21 protein-coding genes are annotated in these 16140 nt (G+C 74.4%); 13 read left to right on the top strand and 8 right to left on the bottom strand.

Annotated elements, in window-relative coordinates:
- Nucleotides 1-10: 10 nt before the first annotated feature.
- The 4 genes from ACI79K_RS13630 to ACI79K_RS13645 all read right to left on the bottom strand — a co-directional run bounded on the left by ACI79K_RS13630 (nt 11) and on the right by ACI79K_RS13645 (nt 2869).
- Nucleotides 11-646, bottom strand: a complete 636-nt coding sequence (locus ACI79K_RS13630; protein ID WP_456599963.1) for a response regulator transcription factor — start codon at nt 644-646, stop codon at nt 11-13.
- Nucleotides 647-711: 65 nt separating this feature from the next.
- The gene (locus ACI79K_RS13635; RefSeq protein WP_456599964.1) at nt 712-1740 is read right to left on the bottom strand and encodes a type III polyketide synthase; all 1029 of its coding nucleotides are present in this window, start codon (nt 1738-1740) and stop codon (nt 712-714) included.
- A gap of 73 nt (nt 1741-1813) precedes the next feature.
- On the bottom strand, nt 1814-2521 hold the full coding sequence (locus ACI79K_RS13640) for a methyltransferase domain-containing protein (RefSeq protein WP_456599965.1): 708 nt from the start codon (nt 2519-2521) through the stop codon (nt 1814-1816).
- 6 nt (nt 2522-2527) lie between these two features.
- Nucleotides 2528-2869, bottom strand: a complete 342-nt coding sequence (locus ACI79K_RS13645; RefSeq protein WP_456590117.1) for a DUF3140 domain-containing protein — start codon at nt 2867-2869, stop codon at nt 2528-2530.
- A gap of 92 nt (nt 2870-2961) precedes the next feature.
- On the opposite strand from ACI79K_RS13645, the gene ACI79K_RS13650 reads away from it, so the two are divergent.
- The 13 genes from ACI79K_RS13650 (at nt 2962) to ACI79K_RS13710 (ending at nt 12508) form a co-directional block, all read left to right on the top strand.
- Nucleotides 2962-3954 (top strand): ribokinase, encoded by a 993-nt coding sequence (locus tag ACI79K_RS13650; protein WP_456599966.1) that lies wholly within the window; start codon nt 2962-2964, stop codon nt 3952-3954.
- A complete protein-coding gene (locus ACI79K_RS13655; protein WP_456590115.1) occupies nt 3951-4106 on the top strand; it encodes a hypothetical protein in 156 nt (51 codons plus the stop codon). The genes ACI79K_RS13650 and ACI79K_RS13655 overlap by 4 nt, the downstream gene beginning before the upstream one ends.
- Nucleotides 4107-4159: 53 nt before the next feature.
- The gene (locus ACI79K_RS13660; protein WP_456590114.1) at nt 4160-4333 is read left to right on the top strand and encodes a hypothetical protein; all 174 of its coding nucleotides are present in this window, start codon (nt 4160-4162) and stop codon (nt 4331-4333) included.
- Nucleotides 4334-4486: 153 nt separating this feature from the next.
- Nucleotides 4487-5113, top strand: coding sequence for a TetR/AcrR family transcriptional regulator (locus ACI79K_RS13665; protein WP_456590113.1), 627 nt, complete (start codon nt 4487-4489; stop codon nt 5111-5113).
- Nucleotides 5114-5128: 15 nt separating this feature from the next.
- Nucleotides 5129-5554 (top strand): hypothetical protein, encoded by a 426-nt coding sequence (locus tag ACI79K_RS13670; RefSeq protein WP_456590112.1) that lies wholly within the window; start codon nt 5129-5131, stop codon nt 5552-5554.
- An 80-nt stretch (nt 5555-5634) separates the two neighbouring features.
- On the top strand, nt 5635-5805 hold the full coding sequence (locus ACI79K_RS13675) for a hypothetical protein (RefSeq protein ID WP_456590111.1): 171 nt from the start codon (nt 5635-5637) through the stop codon (nt 5803-5805).
- Entirely contained in the window at nt 5802-6173 is a 372-nt protein-coding gene (locus ACI79K_RS13680) for a lipopolysaccharide assembly protein LapA domain-containing protein (protein ID WP_456590110.1), read from the top strand. Before ACI79K_RS13675 ends, ACI79K_RS13680 begins: the two co-directional genes overlap by 4 nt.
- A gap of 137 nt (nt 6174-6310) precedes the next feature.
- Nucleotides 6311-8155, top strand: coding sequence for an acyl-CoA dehydrogenase (locus ACI79K_RS13685; RefSeq protein ID WP_456599967.1), 1845 nt, complete (start codon nt 6311-6313; stop codon nt 8153-8155).
- A 222-nt stretch (nt 8156-8377) separates the two neighbouring features.
- Nucleotides 8378-8629: a hypothetical protein gene (locus tag ACI79K_RS13690; protein ID WP_456590108.1), complete on the top strand. Its 252-nt coding sequence runs from the start codon at nt 8378-8380 to the stop codon at nt 8627-8629.
- Nucleotides 8626-8781: a hypothetical protein gene (locus ACI79K_RS13695; protein ID WP_456590107.1), complete on the top strand. Its 156-nt coding sequence runs from the start codon at nt 8626-8628 to the stop codon at nt 8779-8781. Before ACI79K_RS13690 ends, ACI79K_RS13695 begins: the two co-directional genes overlap by 4 nt.
- A 120-nt stretch (nt 8782-8901) precedes the next feature.
- Entirely contained in the window at nt 8902-9657 is a 756-nt protein-coding gene (locus ACI79K_RS13700; RefSeq protein ID WP_456599968.1) for a 3-hydroxybutyrate dehydrogenase, read from the top strand.
- Between the two features lie 17 nt (nt 9658-9674).
- The gene (locus ACI79K_RS13705) at nt 9675-11618 is read left to right on the top strand and encodes a helix-turn-helix domain-containing protein (protein ID WP_456590142.1); all 1944 of its coding nucleotides are present in this window, start codon (nt 9675-9677) and stop codon (nt 11616-11618) included.
- 20 nt (nt 11619-11638) lie between these two features.
- Nucleotides 11639-12508 carry a 3-methyladenine DNA glycosylase gene (locus tag ACI79K_RS13710; RefSeq protein ID WP_456599969.1) on the top strand — a complete coding sequence of 290 codons (870 nt, stop codon included), beginning with the start codon at nt 11639-11641 and terminating at the stop codon, nt 12506-12508.
- Nucleotides 12509-12571: 63 nt separating this feature from the next.
- Here ACI79K_RS13710 and ACI79K_RS13715 read toward each other — a convergent pair whose 3' ends face one another.
- From ACI79K_RS13715 to ACI79K_RS13730, 4 genes are read right to left on the bottom strand one after another with little or no spacing between them, the layout of a single operon-like run.
- Nucleotides 12572-13705, bottom strand: a complete 1134-nt coding sequence (locus ACI79K_RS13715) for a branched-chain amino acid ABC transporter permease (protein ID WP_456599970.1) — start codon at nt 13703-13705, stop codon at nt 12572-12574.
- Between the two features lie 11 nt (nt 13706-13716).
- Entirely contained in the window at nt 13717-14601 is an 885-nt protein-coding gene (locus tag ACI79K_RS13720) for a branched-chain amino acid ABC transporter permease (protein WP_456590103.1), read from the bottom strand.
- Complete coding sequence (locus tag ACI79K_RS13725; RefSeq protein WP_456590102.1) at nt 14598-15341, bottom strand: ABC transporter ATP-binding protein; 744 nt, start codon at nt 15339-15341, stop codon at nt 14598-14600. Before ACI79K_RS13725 ends, ACI79K_RS13720 begins: the two co-directional genes overlap by 4 nt.
- On the bottom strand, nt 15338-16135 hold the full coding sequence (locus ACI79K_RS13730; protein ID WP_456590101.1) for an ABC transporter ATP-binding protein: 798 nt from the start codon (nt 16133-16135) through the stop codon (nt 15338-15340). The genes ACI79K_RS13725 and ACI79K_RS13730 overlap by 4 nt, the downstream gene beginning before the upstream one ends.
- Nucleotides 16136-16140: the final 5 nt, after the last annotated feature.

Raw genomic sequence — 16140 nt, forward strand, 5'->3', positions numbered from 1 at the left:
CGGCGCAGGCTCAGCTCCGGCGGTCGCGCAGCTCGGTGGCCAGGATGGCGGCCTGGGTCCGGCGCTCGAGGCCCAGCTTGGCCAGCACGTGACTGGTGTAGTTCTTGACCGTCTTCTCGGCCAGCCCCATGCGCTCGCCGATCTGGCGGTTGGTGAGCCCCTCACCGATCAGCCCCAGGACGGCGCGCTCCTGGTCGGTCAGTGTCGCGAGCCGATCACCGCCGGACCGCGCCGGTGGCGGCGGTCCGGGTTCGGTCAGGTCGCCGCCCGCCGCCACTGTGCGCACCGCCGACACCAGCGCCGAGCCGCGCACCTGCTTGAGCAGGAACCCGGCCGCGCCGGCGCGCACCGCCTCGTCGCGCGCCGCCCGGTCCGCGTAGCTGGTGAGCACCAGGCAGCGCAGGCCGGGCAGCCTCGCGCGCAGCTCCCGGCAGAGGGTGGCGCCGTCCCCGTCGGGCAACCGCATGTCGAGGACGGCGACGTCGGGACGGACGGCGGGAGCCCGGGCCAGCGCCTCGGCGCGCGAGCCGGCCTCCCCCACGACGGTGATGGCGGGGTCGTCCTCGAGGACCTCGGCCACGCCGCGGCGGACCACCTCGTGGTCGTCGACGAGGAACACCCGCACGCCCGGCGGCGACGCGCCCACGGCCGCCTCCCTCCCACGGTTCCGGGGAGGGCAGCCTAGGACCGCCGCCGCTCCGCGACCAGGGGTCACGCGGGCAGCAACAGCACCGCGTAGAGGGTCAGGCCCGGCCCGAACGCCATGGCCACGACCGGCCCGTCGACGTCGGCCAGCTCCTGCAGCACCAGCAGGACGGTGGCCGAGGAGCAGTTGCCGTGCTCGGCCAGCACCCGGCGCGAGGCCGCGACCTGCTCCTCGCGCAGGCCGAGCTCGTCGCGGACGACGTCGATGATGCGGGGGCCCCCGGGGTGCACGGCCCAGCCCGCGACGTCCTCGGGGCGCAGACCCGCTCCGGCGAGCAGCTCGTCGACGACGTTCCCCACGTGCCGCGCCAGCACGTCCGGCACCCGCGGGGAGAGCCCCATGCGGAACCCGAGGTCGGTGACGTCCCACGTCATGTGGTCGGCGGTCGAGGCGTCGGTGCGCGCGACGACCCCGGCGATCCGGCGCCCGCGCCCGGCGCCGGGTTCGACGACCACGGCCGCCGCGGCATCGGAGAACAGCGCGTGCGCGACGACCTGCTCGAGATCGGCCTGGGCCGGCTGCACGTGCAGGCTGGTCAGCTCGCAGCACAGCAGCACCGCCGGCCGGGACCGCGCGGTGACGAAGTCGCCGACGGCCGCGAGGCCCGGGATCGCCGCGTAGCAGCCCATGTGGCCGACCAGCAGCCGCTGCAGCCCGGCCGGCATGCCGAGGTCGCTGGCCAGGCGGATGTCCAGCCCCGGCGTCGCGTAGCCAGTGCAGGTGGCGACGGCGAACAGCCCCACGTCCCCGGGCGCCAGCCCGGCGGAGTCCAGCGCCCCGGCGACGGCCTGCTTGCCCAGCGGGAGGGCCTCCTGGACGTACCGCGCCATCCGCGCCCCGGTGCTCCAGCCGCTGAGGTCCTCGTCCACGGGGTTGGCCACCGCGTGCCGGCGGCGCACGCCGGCCCCGAGGAAGATCCGGCGGGCGGCGCGCACCCCCTCGTAGTGGGTGCCGAAGAACCCGTCCCAGGCGGCCTCCTGGTCCAGGGTGGTGGGCAGCGCGCTGCCCGCCCCGGTGAGGACGGCGGCGGTCACGATCGCGGCCCCACGGCTGACCTGCTCCGGATCACGGTTTCGACGGTACGTGCGCCGCCGTCGCGTCGCCCGCTCACCGCTTCCGGCCGTACCCGGCGAAGACGACGGCCGTGGAACGGATCGGTTTCATGCGCACCGAGCCCCGGCGCCCCAGCCGCCAGGCGATCGCGTCGCGCAGCGACGGCCGCAGGCCGACCAGGCGCAGCTCGAGACCCAGCCGGTCGGCCGCGGCGAGCAGCCGCGCGCGATCGACGAAGAGCGCCGGGTCGTGGATGCCGGGCGGCGGGCCACCGGGGAGCCGCTCGGCCACCGTCACCATGAGGAAGCGGCCGATCCGCGTGGCGGCCAGCGCGTCGACGACCAGGATGCCCCCGGGCCGCAGCAGGCGGGCGCACTCGGCCAGCACCGCGACGTCGTCCTCGACGTGCTCGAGGATCTCGCCGGCGACGACGACGTCCGCGCAGCCGTCGGCCAGGGGGACGGCGAGCACCGAGCCGCGCACCGGCAGCACCCCGTGCGCCCGCGCGGTCCGCAGCCCCTCCAGCCCGAGGTCCACCCCCACGTGCCGGTACCCGAGCCGGGCGGCGTGCGGGGCCATCAGCCCCCCACCGCAGGCGAGGTCGACCAGCAGCGCCCCCGGGCCGCTCGCCGGTGGGATGTGCTCGGCCCGGGAGGCAGCGAGCCAGTGCAGGGCGGCGAAGCCTCCGGAGGGCTGCCACCACTGGTCGGCGAGCTCGTCGTACTGGGCGGGGTCGTTGCGGGTCAGCGGGGTGGATCGCACGGAGGGTTAGCCCTTCTTGAGCGGGTCGTGGCCCCAGTTCATCAGCGAGTACCGCCACTTCGACGTCTCGACGTCCTCCTTCGCCGGCTCCTGGGCCAGGTGCCGCTGCACGTAGCCGTGGACCTTCCGCATGTGGGCGAGGTCGTCGTCGGTCAGGTCGTCCTTCTTCGTGCGCAGCAGGTCCACGATGCGCCGGCCCGAGGCGTGGCCGGTGGACTCGCCGTCGCCGTCCTTCTGCCCCACGGCCTGCGACTCCTCGCTCGCCAGCCACCGCTCCAGCTCGGCCGCGGTCATGTTCACCGCCTCGCCGAACTCCCGCCGGATCGTGTCGGGGTCGTCGCTCGCCATGGTTCCTCCGCTCGTCGTCCTCCCGGTACCGTCGCGCCGGCCGCGGGAAACGGCCGTCCGGTACCCCTCGCCCAGCCCTCCGGAGGTCCTGCGTGTCCGTCACCGTCGTCGGCAGCCTGAACGAGGACGTGCTGGTCTCCGTCGACCGGCTGCCGCGCCGCGGCGAGACGGTCGTCGCCCGGGCCGCCGCGCTCGCCCCGGGCGGGAAGGGCGCCAACCAGGCCGCGGCGGCGGGGATCCTCGGCGGCGGCGTGCACATGGTGGGCCGGGTGGGCGACGACCCGGCCGGCGACCGGCAGCTGGCCGCGCTCGCCTCCTCCCGGGTCAACGTGAGCCGGGTGCTGCGCACGATCGGCACGCCCACCGGCACCGCGACCATCCCGGTGGAGCAGGGCAGCGGAGAGAACCTGATCGTGGTCGTGCCCGGGGCCAACGCCGAGCTGAGCCCCGCCGACGTCGACGTGCCGTCGGTGCGGTCGGCCCGCGTGGTGCTCCTGCAGCTGGAGGTGCCGCTGCCGGCGGTCGAGGCGGCGGCCCGGACGGCGACCGGCACCGTCGTGCTGACCCCGGCTCCCCCGGTGCCGCTGCCGGCCGCCCTGCTGGAGCGGGTCGACGTGCTCGTCCCGAACGAGCACGAGCTGGTGCAGCTGGCCGGTGCCGACCCCGGTGAGCGCTCGCCCGCCGAGCTCGCGGGGCTGGCCCGCCGGGTGACGGCGGGCGCCGTCGTGGTCACCCTCGGCGCGCGTGGCGCCCTCGTCGTGCCCGCGGAGGGGCCGGCGCTGCTGCAGGCGCCGCCCCCGGTGACACCGGTCGACACGACCGGTGCCGGTGACTGCTTCTGCGGCGCCCTCGGGCAGGCGCTGGCCGACGGCGCCGGCCTCCCCGACGCCGTCCGGCACGCCGTCGCGGCGGCCGCGTCCTCCACCACCGGTCCCGGCGCGCGCGGCGCCCTCCCCGACCACGACGCCGTGCGCGAGCTGCTGCTCCGCGTGCCCCCGGCCACCCCGGTCGGCGGGCCCGCGGTTTCCCCGCCGGCGGACCGGGCACACCGCTCCCCGACCCGATCCGAGGAGGACCCGCGATGAGCGAATCCCAGCGCACGCCGCACAGCGCCGAGCGCGCCGAGGGCGACCCGGCCGGCGAGCAGGCGGGCAGCGGCCGGACGCCGCACCCCGAGGAGCCGGCCGAGGGCCGCAGCGACGCCGCGAGCGGGGGCGCCGACACCCCCGACACCTGACCGGCGCTCTGACCGGTCCACGGGGTGAGCGACGTCTCACCCCGGTGGGCCGCGTGCCGGTTTCCCGCAACGAGGGCACGGGCACGCAACGGCGCATGGAGGACAACGTGCTGCACACCCGGACCACCGACGAGTCGGCCGACCGATCGCGGACCGACTCTGCCGAGTCCTCGGCGCGGGCCGTCGCCCGGCTGCTGGCCAACCCGCGTCGCACCCGCCGGAACTGAGCCGCCGCGCTCACGCTCGGTGACGCTACTGCGTCACACCGGCACCACCGCTCCCCGGTGCCACGGGAAACCCGGGGGCCCCTCGTCACCCAGAGCGATCAGGGTCGGCGTGCCGCGAACTGCTCCGTCACGTCCTGGGGCACCATCGCAGACGTGACCGCCGCCCTGCCCCTCACCGCCGCCGACGACGCCTCGGCACCGGTTCGCCGCAGCCGCGCCGAGCGGCAGGCGATCGTGCTGGACACCGCCGAGCGCCTCTTCGCCGGCCGCAGCTCCCGCAGCGTGGGCATGGACGAGCTGGTCCGCGAGACGGGCCTGGGCAAGATGACGGTCTACCGGCTCTTCAAGAGCAAGGACGACCTCGTCGGGGCCTACCTCAGCCGCAAGGCAGCCACCGTGCTGGCCTTCATCGACGCCGAGCTGGACCGGCTGGAGGGCGATCCCCGCGCGGCGCTGCTCTCGGTCGTCGACGCCGTCGAGCGCGACGTCACCCGCACCGGGTTCCGCGGCTGCCCGTTCACCAACGTCAGCAGCGAGTACGACGACCCGCAGCACCCCGCCCGCAGCGCGGCGGCCGACTACAAGTTCGAGCTGCACGCCCGCCTGGAGCGGCTGGCCGACGAGATCGTGCCGGGCGACGGGGAGGACCTCGCCGCGCAGATCCACCTGATCATCGACGGCATGTACCTCTCCGGCGGTCTCCTGGGGCCCGACGGCCCCGCCGCCCACGGCCGGCAGCTGGCCGAGCGGCTGATCGAGATCGCGGTCGCCCGCGCCTGACCGCAGGATGGGCGGGTGAGCACCGACCGCACCCGGCCCGACCTCGACGACACGACGGTGGAGGCGCTCGGCAAGCTGTCCGAGGCCCTGGAGACCGTCGACCAGGCACGCGGCTTCCTGTACGCGTTCCACCAGCTGACCGGCAAGGCCGACCGGCTGCTGCAGGAGTCCGTCGAGCTGTTCGGCAGGGCCGGCGCGACCCGCCTCGCCGAGGACCTCGACCGCGACCTCGTCGGCCGCAACGTCATCGCCGACCGGTGGACCTTCCAGATCGTCGAGGACTTCGACGAGAACTACTGGGGCGCCTTCCGCGCGTTCGACGCTCGCGCCCGGGAGGAGCTCGCCGGAGGTGACCGGCACGTGTTCGAGGCCCGGATGAAGCAGCGCGAGCGCACCGCCGGCCACCCCGCCCACGAGGCGGGTCCCGCGCTGGCGGACTGAACGGGCACCCGTGCCGCGCACGCGCGGGCGGGGCAGTGGCGAGTGGTTTCCACCCGCCCACTCAGGGGCAGAACCGGCCCATGACCATGCCGGATGCGAACAACGCGGGTGCCGACCGCGAGGCCGAGCCGCTCGGCGCGGAGAAGGCGCCCGGCGAGGACCGCGATTCCCTGGGCGCCACCGAAGGGCCGGCGGACGGCATCGCCGGACCGGCCTACCCGCCCGCCGACACCGAACCGGACGCCCGGTGACCGGCCCCGGGCGGGAGCCGGCCGACGCGCGAGACCCGCTCAGCGTCGGCCTGGGCTCCCCCGCCGCCGGCGACCGCGCGGCCGGACCCGCAGAGCCCGCCGGCCGGGCCGAACCGACGCCGACGCCGACGCGGGAGCGGCACACCGGGCGCACCATCGGGCGGGGGTTGGCGCTCGCGCTGCTGATCTTCGTCACCGTGGTGCTGGTGCTGTTCGTCATCTTCAACGGCCAGTCGGTGCAGATCAGCCTCGTCTTCACCGACGTCGAGGGCCCCCTGGTGGTGGCCCTGCTCGTCGCGGCGGCGCTGGGCGGCCTGCTGGTGTGGCTGGCCGGCGCGGTGCTCCGCGCCCGGCGCCGCAAGCGCTGACCCTTCCGGGTCAGACGCGGTGCCCGGAACGTGTCCGGGCACCTGGTGCTTGCCGTTGCTACTCGCGAGTAATAGCGTTTGTTACTCGTGAGTAGCACGACGCCGTACGCCGGCCGGAGCACGGGAGCCTGAGCGCCATGACGCACTACACCGCCAACCTGCGGGACCTCGAGTTCAACCTGTTCGAGTTCCTGGACACCAAGGACCGCTTCGGCACCGGCCCGTTCGAGCAGATGGACGCCGACACCGCCCGCGGGATCCTCGGCGAGGTGCGCCGGCTGGCGGAGGGACCCGTGGCGGCCTCCTTCGTCGACGCCGACCGCAACCCGCCGGTGTTCGACCCCGCCACGAACTCGGTGGCGCTGCCCGAGTCGTTCAAGAAGTCGGTCCAGGCCGTCGAGGACGGCGAGTGGTACCGCCTCGACCTGCCCGAGCACCTCGGCGGCTTCGGCGCTCCGCACGTCCTCACCTGGGCCGCCTTCGAGATGATCCTCGGCGCCAACCCGGCGGTCTTCATGTACGGCTCGGGCGCCGCGTTCGCCGCGATCCTCGACGAGCTGGGCACGCCGGACCAGAAGCGCCTGGCCGAGCTCATGCTCGAGCACAAGTGGGGCGCCACCATGGTGCTCACCGAGCCCGACGCGGGCTCCGACGTCGGCGCCGGCACGACGAAGGCCGTGCAGCAGCCCGACGGCTCGTGGCACATCCACGGCGTGAAGCGGTTCATCACGTCGGCCGAGCACGACCTGTCCGACAACATCATCCACCTGGTCCTGGCTCGCCCCGAGGGCGCGAGGGCCGGCACCAAGGGGCTGTCGCTGTTCGTCGTCCCCAAGTTCCACGTCGATCTCGAGACCGGGGCGCTCGGCGAGCGCAACGGCGCCTACGTCACCAACGTCGAGAAGAAGATGGGGCTCAAGGTCTCCACCACCTGCGAGCTCACCTTCGGCGACGGACCGGTCCCGGCGCAGGGCTGGCTGGTCGGCGAGGTGCACGACGGCATCGCGCAGATGTTCAAGGTCATCGAGCACGCCCGCATGTTCGTGGGCGCCAAGGCCATCGCCACCCTCTCGGCCGGCTACCAGGTGGCGCTGGACTACGCGAAGACCCGGGTCCAGGGCGCGGACCTCACCGCCACGTCCAAGGACGCCCCGCGGGTCACGATCACCCACCACCCGGACGTGCGCCGCTCCCTGATGCTGCAGAAGTCCTACGCCGAGGGCATGCGGGCCCTGTACCTGTACGCGGCGAGCTTCCGCGACCAGGTCACCGAGGCCGCGGCGGCGGGCGAGGCCGACAGCGAGCAGGCGAAGCTGGCGGAGCGGGTCAACGACCTGCTGCTGCCGATCGTGAAGGGCTTCGGCTCCGAGCGCGCCACCCAGCTGCTGACCCAGGAGTCGCTGCAGACCCTCGGCGGCTCCGGCTACCTGCAGGACTACCCGATCGAGCAGTACATCCGCGACTCCAAGATCGACACCCTCTACGAGGGCACCACGGCGATCCAGGGCCAGGACTTCTTCTTCCGCAAGATCGTCAAGGACGGCGGGGTCGCGCTGACCTGGCTCGCCGGGCAGATCCAGGCGACGGTGGACGGCGAGGTCGGCAACGGCCGGCTCAAGGAGGAGCGGGCGCTGCTGGGCACCGCGCTCTCCGACGTCCAGGGCATGCTCACCGCGATGTTCGGCCACCTGACCGCCGCGCAGGAGGACATGGCCTCCCTGTACAAGGTCGCGCAGAACACCTCCCGGCTGCTGCTGGCCACGGGCGACCTGGTCACCGCGTGGCTGCTGATCCGCCAGTCCGAGGTGGCGCTCGCCGCCCTGGCCGGCGAGGTCAGCGAGAAGGACCGCCACTTCTACGAGGGCAAGCTGGCCGCCACCCGGTTCTTCGCCGGCCAGGTGCTGCCGAAGCTGACCGCCGAGCGGGCCATCGTCGAGAACACCGACAACGCCCTCATGGAGGTCGACGAGAACTGCTTCTGAGCACTCTGCCGTCCTCCGGACGGCACCGCGGCCAGGAGCCGTTCCCGTCTACGTGGAGCCGTTGCCCATGTCCCGGTCGGGGACCCTCTGGGCCCACGACCGGTCCACACCGGCTCCGCACCGCAGCCGAGGCCGCCTCCCCCACCGGGAGGCGGCCTCGGCCGTTTCGCGGGGGCGATGCCGGGCATGGGCGGGAGGACAGCCGATGGACAGGAGGCCGGCATGACCGATCCCCAGGGCAGCGACCGCATCCAGCAGGACGTACCGACCGCGTCGGGCACCGGCGCCAACAGCGACCTGACGTCCTCGGTCGACGACGTCCCCCTCACGCGCGAGCAGGCCCTGGAGCGGGACGCCGCCCAGGGTGACGACCTGCCGGCCCGCGCGGACGGCGACGTCGCCCGCGCCACCCGGGCCGGCGCCTCCGGCGAGGTCACCGGCCCCACCGAACGATCAGGAGACGACGGCCGATGAGCGAATCCCAGCCGACCGGGTACCGGGAGTCCCCCGACACCGCCGACGACGCCTCCACGCCCGCCCGGCAGGACGACGACGTGCAGCTGACCACGGACGAGGACGCGCAGCGCGACGACTCGGTCGCCCGCCCGGGCAACGAGTCGGACTGAGGAAGTCTCCAGCCGGGTCGCGAACCCTGCCGCGAGTGTGCCCTCGCACCACCAGGTGGGCGCCTGCTGTGTGCGCCACAGCCGTGGGGCATGTCGCACCGTGGGCCTAGCGTTCCCACCATGGCGGTCAACGGTCCCCTGGTCGGGCGGCGGGCACTCATCACCGGGGGCGCATCGGGGATCGGCCGGGCCTGCGCCGTCCGGCTGGCCGCCGACGGCGCCGACGTCGTGGTCGTCGACCGCGACGCCGAGGGCGCCCGGGCCGTGGCCGGAGACGTGGGCGGCACGGCGGTCACGGCCGACCTGTCCGACCTCGCTGCCGTGGACCGCCTCGACCTGGCCGTGGACATCCTGGTCAACAACGCCGGTCTGCAGCACGTCGCACCGGTTCACGAGTTCCCGGTCGACCGGTTCTCCCACATCCTGCGGCTCATGCTGGAGGCGCCCTTCCGGCTCGTCCGCGGTGCCCTCCCGCACATGTACGACCGCGGCTGGGGCCGCGTCGTCAACATCAGCTCGGTCCACGGGTTGCGCGCCTCCCCCTACAAGGCCGCCTACGTGACGGCGAAGCACGGCCTCGAGGGGCTGTCCAAGGTCATCGCGCTGGAGGGCGCCGCCCGGGGCATCACGTCGAACTGCGTGAACCCCGCCTACGTGCGGACCCCGCTGGTGGAGGGGCAGATCGCCGCGCAGGCGCAGGCGCACGGCCTGTCCGAGGACCAGGTCGTGGAGCAGGTGATGCTGGCACCGGCCGCGGTGAAGCGGCTCATCGAGCCCGCGGAAGTGGCCGACGCGGTCGCCTGGCTGTGCTCGCCCGCCGCGGCCTCGGTCACCGGCACCTCCCTCGTGATGGACGGCGGGTGGAGCGCGCGGTGAGCGCCCGACCGGCCAGAATGCCGGTCGTGTCCCAGCCTGCGGCCCCGCCTCCCACCGGTGGCGCCCCGCGTCCGGCCGCGGGGTGGGCCGCCGAGTACTTCGAGCTGCTGCTCGGCGATGCCGCGGCGATCGAGTACGAACGCCCCCTGGTCCGGGCACGGGCGGCTGGGGCGGACGCCGACGAGCTGGCCGGGCTGGAGCGGCTCAAGCTGCTGGCGCTCGAGGTGCGCGAGGCCTTCGCCGCCCGGCGCCGCCGGGAGTCCGAACTCACCGCCCTCTTCGACACCGCGAACGACCTCGCGGCGCTGCGCGGCGTCGACTCCGTGCTGACCGCCATCGTCCGGCGCGCCCGGCAGCTGCTGGGCAGCGACGTCTCCTACCTGACCCTGAACGACCCCCTGCGTGGGGACACCTACATGCGGGTCACCGACGGCTCGGTCTCGGCCCGGTTCCAGGGCCTGCGGTTGCCCATGGGGGTCGGGCTGGGTGGGCTCGTCGCCCAGACCGCCGCGCCGTACGCGACGTCGAGCTACTTCACCGACCCGCGGTTCCGGCACACCACCGAGATCAACGACGGCGTCCACGACGAGGGGCTCGTCGCGATCCTCGGGGTGCCCCTCGTCCGCGGCGCCCAGGTCGTCGGCGTCCTGTTCGCCGCCGACCGCGCCGAGCGCACCTTCGACCGGTCGCAGGTGTCCCTCCTGGGGTCGCTGGCCGCCCACGCCGCGATCGCCCTGGACAACGCCCGGCTCCTCGAGGAGACCAGGGCGGCGCTGGACGAGCTGTCCGCGGCCACCCGGCGGCTGCGCGCCCACACAGCGTCGGTGGAGCGGGCGGCCGGCGCCCACGACCGCTTCATCGACGTGGTCCTGCGCGGCGGCGGGGTGGAGGACGTCGCCGCGGCGGTGACGGAGGCCCTCGGGGGCAGCATCACCGTGCTCGACGAGGAAGGCCGGGCCGCCTCGCCCGGTGCCGATTCGGCGACCGCGCTGCCGCCCGACCCCGCCGGAGCGCTCACCCTGGCCCGCGCCACCGGACGGACGGTGCAGGACGGCACCTGGTGGACCGCAGCCGTGACGGTGGACAGCGAGCTGCTGGGCGGGCTGGTGCTGCACCGCGAGGAGGAGCTGGCCGACTCCGACCAGCGCATCCTGGAGCGCGCCGCGCTCGTGACCGCCCTGCTGCTGCTCATCCGCCGGACGGCGGGCGAGGCGGAGAACCGGGTGCGCGGGGAGCTGCTCGAGGAGCTCCTGAACCCCGGTCTCCGTGATCCCGACGGGCTGCGGGAGCGCGCCCGCAGGCTGGGTGCGGATCTGGACCGCGCGCACGCCGTCGTCGTCGCCCGGGTCGAGGCGCGGTGCCGGCCGCGGGCCCTGGCCACCGCGGCCCACCTGGCGGCGACCCGGGGCGGGCTCGCCGGCCTGCACGGTGGCTGCGTCGTCCTCTGCCTGCCCGGCCAGGATCCCGGCCCCGCGGCCGCCGTCGTCCATCGGGAGCTCGGGGCCGCCGGTGCCGGCGCGGTCACCGTCGGCGCCGCCGGACCGGCCGTCGGCCCTGGTGCCGTGGCCGCAGCGCACGCGGAGGCGGCGCGCTGCGCGGCGACCCTGGTGGCGCTCGGCCGCGCGGGGGGCTCCGCGAGCGCGGACGAGCTGGGCTTCTTCGGCCTGCTGGTCGGTGAGGGGCGCGACGTGCCCGCCTTCGTGCGGGCGACGCTGGCCCCCGTGCTCGAGTACGACGCGAAGCGCGGCACGGACCTGGAAGGAACCCTGGAGGCGTTCTTCGCGGCGGGCGGCTCACCAGCACGGGCGGCGGAGAGCCTGCAGGTGCACGTCAACACCGTCACCCAGCGCCTGGACCGGATCGGCCGGCTGCTCGGTCGCGAGTGGTCCTCCCCGGCCCGCGCTCTGGAGGTCCAGCTGGCCCTCCGCCTGCACCGGCTGACCCACGTCGGCCCCGGCTGACCGAGCCCTACCCTGGGCAGGTGCAGCCGACCCTCGCCCAGCTGCCGGTCCTGCCGGTCGGGGAGTGGCAGGCGCGGGCCGCTTCGCACGAGGAACGCGTGGACCGGTGGGCTGTCCCCCACCGCGACCGCCGCCTCCGGGGCGAGACCCACCCCGTGCTGGACTTCCTGTTCACCTACTACTCCGAGACGCCCGGCCGGCTCCGCCGCTGGCACCCCGGCCCGGACGTCGCGCTCGCCGCCCCCGCGCCGCACGGGGGTCGGCGCTGGTACGTGACCGACGGCGCGACCGTGCGGCTCGATGTCGCTGCTTTCCTGGCCGACCGCGGCGACACCGTGCGCTTCGTCCGGCGGCTGCTCGTGGCGACCGCCGCCCGCCCGGCGTTCACCGGGTGCTTCGGCCTGCACGAGTGGGCGATGGTCTACCGGGACAGCGGGACCCGGCACCCGATCCCCCTCCGCCTCGGCCAGGAGGGCACCGACGCCGTCGTCGAGGCGCACCCGGTGCGGTGCAGCCACTACGACGCCTTCCGGTTCTTCACCCCACCGGCCGTGCCGCGCAACCGGCTGCAGCCCACCCGCGAGAACCAGCCGCAGCTCGAGCAACCGGGCTGCCTGCACGCCGGCATGGATCTCTACAAGTGGGCCTACAAGCTCAGCCCCGCCACCCCGGGCGAGCTGGTCGTCGACTGCTTCGAGCTGGCCGTTGCGATCCGGGAGCTGGACATGCGGGCCTCGCCGTACGACCTGCGCGACCACGGCTATCCGCCCGTCCCGATCGAGACGCCGGAGGGGAAGGCCGAGTACGTGGCCGGGCAGCGCGGGTTCGCCGCCCGGGGAGCCGTCCTGCGGCAGCGGCTGATCGACGTCTGCGACCGGTTGCTGGCGTAGCGGAGCACCCGCCCGTCGGGCAGGGGGTTCCTGGTCCGAGGCGTCGGGAGAGTCGGTCCTCAGTCAGACCCCGTCGTGGGGTCGGCTCCCGCCGACCCCGGCACCGATCTCGTCCCGCAGCCGCTCCACCGCCCGGCCGGGCGGCGGGTCCTCGGCCTCGCGGCGGCGGCCGCGGCGTCGCGCGCCCAGCCGGTCCACCAGCCCGGCGATGCCGCCGGGCACGAAGAGGACGACGAGGACGAAGAGGGTCCCGAGGATGAACAGGGGTTCGGACAACGGCACCCGCAGCCAGGCGGGGAGGTCCTGGACCGCCGGGGAGGCGGCCAGGGCAGTCAGCCGGCTGTCCAAGTAGGTGTAGAGCACGCCGCCGAGCACCGCGCCCCACCGGCTGCCGGCGCCGCCGAGCACCACCATGACCAGCAGACCGATGGTGAAGTCGGCGGTGGTCACCCGGGGCGTGGAACCGCCCAGCAGCAGCAGGTGCACGATGCCGCCGAGAGTGGCCAGCAGCCCGGCCAGCACGAACACCAGCAGCTTGAAGCGGTACGGCCGCAGGCCCAGCACCTCCACTCGGCGCTCGTTCTCCCTGATCGCCTGCCAGACCCGCCCGGCCCGGGATCGGGTCACCCAGGTGACCACCGCGTACACCAGCACCAGGTAGGCCAGCGCCAGCCAGTACTTGTTCACGGTGTTGAAGACGCCGACGAACGCGTCGGGGATCGGGGTGCGGTCGACCGCCAGCCCCTCCTCGCCGCCGGTGAGCCCACCCGGGTCCTGCAGCACGATGATCGACCCGACCTGGGCGGTCGCCAGGGTGACCATGGAGAAGGCGATGCCGGAGACCCGCAGCGCCACGCTGCCGATCACCAGCGAGAGCACGATGCCGAGCACGGTCGTCGCCGCGACCGCCGCACCCAGCCCCCAGCCGAGCTCGGTCAGCAGCAGGTTGGCCCCGTACGTGCCGGCCGCGAAGTAGAGGGCGTGCCCGAACGAGAGCAGCCCGGTGAAGCCGAAGAGCAGGTCGAACGAGAGCGCGACCCCGCCGAACACCAGGCACAGCGCCAGCAGCTGCAGCGTGCCGGGGCTGTTGAGGACCCCGTCGAAGATCCCCGGCAGGTCCAGGGTCGAGTAGGGCAGCAGCGCCAGGACTACCAGCACCACCAGCGGCGCGAGCCGCCGCGCGTTCTTCCGGTTCACGGCCCCGTCCTTCACGCCAACCTCGCCGTCAGGCCGCTGGGACGGGCCAGGAGGACCACCGCCAGCAGCAGCACCACCGACAGGTCACCCACCCCGCTCGCGGCGTAGTAGTTCGCGAACTGCTGCACCAGGCCGACCAGCACCGCGGCGGCGGCCGTGCCGGTGATCGAGCTCATGCCGCCGATGACCACCACGATGAAGGCGAAGATCAGCAGGGAGGTGCCCTGCCCGGGGGAGATGGACCCCAGGTAGATGCCGCCGAGCGCCCCGGCGAGGGCCGCGAAGGCCCCTCCGATCGCGAAGACGAGGGTGAACGCCTTGCGGACGTCGATGCCCAGCGCCGTCACCATGGTCCGGTTCTCCACCCCGGCCCGGATGATCAGACCGACGCGGGTGAAGCGGAGGAACGCGAGCACGGACACCAGGACCACCACCGCGCTGGCGATGAGCAGGAACCGGTCGTTGGGCACGTTGGCGCCCAGGACCGATGTGGTGCCCTGCGCCCACTCCGGGCGCGGGAACGGCCGGGGGTCGGAGCCCCAGACCGCCCGCACGAGGGCCACCAGCGCGAGGCTGAGACCCACGGTGACGAGGACCTGCTCGATGTGGCGCTGGTACAGCGGCCGGATGAGCAGCAGCTCGATCAGGGCCGCGACCAGGGTGCCGACCCCGACCCCGAAGACCACGGCGAGGACGAAACCCCAGCCCGTGGAGCCGGCACCGGGCAGGTTGCCGGCCGCCCACCACGTCCCGTAGGCGCCGATCGTGAGGAACGCGCCGTGGGCGAAGTTCAGCACGTCCATGAGGCCGAAGATCAGCGAGAGCCCGGAGGCGACCAGGAAGTAGAGCGCTGCCAGGCCCAGCCCCGTGATGGCCAGCAGGACGAAGGTGGTCACCGGTGCCCTCCCCCGCTGGCGGCCACGCCGAGCAGCTCGCGGGTCCGGTCGGCATCGCCCAGCAGGTCGGCGGCCGGCCCCGACCAGGCCACCCGCCCCTGGTCGACGACGACGGCGTCGCGCGCCATCCGCTGGACGACGGTCAGGTTCTGCTCGACGAGCAGGATCGTCACCTCCTCGGCCGCGCGGGCCAGCACGTCGGCGACCTCGGCCACCAGCAACGGCGCCAGTCCCTTGGTCGGCTCGTCGATGAGCAGCAGCTGGTTGTCGTTGAGCAGCAGACGCGCGATGGCGACCATCTGCTGCTGACCGCCGGAGAGCGTCCCGGCGAGCTGCCGGCTGCGCTTCCGGAGCTCGGGGAAGAGCTCGTAGACCCGGTCGTGGTGGTGGTCGGAGTCGCGTCGCTCGGCCAGCGTCAGGTTCTCCGCCACCGTCAGGCCGGCGAAGACCTCCCGGTCCTCGGGGGCGTAACCGATCCCGCGGCGGACGATCTCGTGCGTCCGCCGCCCGTCGATCCGCTCGGTCCGGCCGTTCCCGCCGGTGAACTCGATGGTCCCCGAGGACGGGACCAGCCCGAGCACCGCTTTCACCGTCGTTGTCTTGCCCGCACCGTTGCGCCCGAGCAGGGCCGTCACCCCGCCGCGGCGGACGGTGAGGTCCACACCCTGCAGGATGTGGCTGCCCGACAGCCGGACGTGGACGCCGGACATACGGAGCAGCGGCGGCGCCTGCCCGCTCACAGCGACTCGCCCAGGTAGGCCTGCTGCACGGCCGGGTCGCTGGTCACGCGCTCCGGGGTGTCCAGCGCCAGGAGCTTGCCGTGGTGCATGACCGCGACCCTGTCGGCCAGGCCCAGCAGCACGTCCATGTGGTGCTCGACCATCAGCACCGTCTTGCCCTCCTCCCGGTGCACCGAGGCGATCACCTCGGTCAGCCCGGCGACGTCCTCGATGCTCACCCCGGCCATCGGCTCGTCGAGCAGGACGACAGCGGGGTCGGTGGCCAGCAGGATGGCCAGCTCGAGCTTGCGCTTGTCCCCGTGGGAGAGGGCTCCGGCGAGGTCCTCGCCGCGGCCGCCCAGCCCGACCCGCGCCAGCGAACGCGTGGCGATCTCCTGCGCCGCATCGCCCGGCCGCACCAGCTGCCAGGGGCGCATGCTCCCGCCCAACCGGGCCTGCGCGGCCAGCCGGACGTTCTCGCGCACGCTCAGCCCGGCGAAGACCGATGACGCCTGGAACGTCCGCCCCAGACCCCGCCGGGCCCGGGCCGAGGGCGAGGCGCCGGTGATGTCCGCCCCCGAGAGGGTCACGGTGCCGCCGGTCACGGGGAGCAGCCCGGAGAGCAAGTTGAAGAGCGACGTCTTGCCCGCGCCGTTCGGGCCGATGACGGCGACGAACTCACCGGGGGCGACGTCGAAGGTGACGTCGTCGACGATCACCGCCCCGCCGATGGCGCAGCTGAGCCCGCGCACCTGCAGCACCGGCGCGCCCCCGGCGGGGTGGGCGGCCGGTGCCGCCGTGGCACTGGTGGACACCGGGT

The organism is Blastococcus sp. SYSU DS0616 (assembly GCF_054051015.1).

What these genes read in the sequence shown, in the direction of transcription:
- ACI79K_RS13700 (WP_456599968.1), top strand. Translation starts at nt 8,902, where the DNA reads ATGGCGGTCAACGGTCCCCTGGTCGGGCGGCGGGCACTCATCACCGGG.
- ACI79K_RS13695 (WP_456590107.1), top strand. Translation starts at nt 8,626, where the DNA reads ATGAGCGAATCCCAGCCGACCGGGTACCGGGAGTCCCCCGACACCGCC.
- ACI79K_RS13655 (WP_456590115.1), top strand. Translation starts at nt 3,951, where the DNA reads ATGAGCGAATCCCAGCGCACGCCGCACAGCGCCGAGCGCGCCGAGGGC.
- ACI79K_RS13690 (WP_456590108.1), top strand. Translation starts at nt 8,378, where the DNA reads ATGACCGATCCCCAGGGCAGCGACCGCATCCAGCAGGACGTACCGACC.
- ACI79K_RS13675 (WP_456590111.1), top strand. Translation starts at nt 5,635, where the DNA reads ATGACCATGCCGGATGCGAACAACGCGGGTGCCGACCGCGAGGCCGAG.
- ACI79K_RS13645 (WP_456590117.1), bottom strand. Translation starts at nt 2,869, where the DNA reads ATGGCGAGCGACGACCCCGACACGATCCGGCGGGAGTTCGGCGAGGCG.
- ACI79K_RS13685 (WP_456599967.1), top strand. Translation starts at nt 6,311, where the DNA reads ATGACGCACTACACCGCCAACCTGCGGGACCTCGAGTTCAACCTGTTC.
- ACI79K_RS13705 (WP_456590142.1), top strand. Translation starts at nt 9,675, where the DNA reads ATGCCGGTCGTGTCCCAGCCTGCGGCCCCGCCTCCCACCGGTGGCGCC.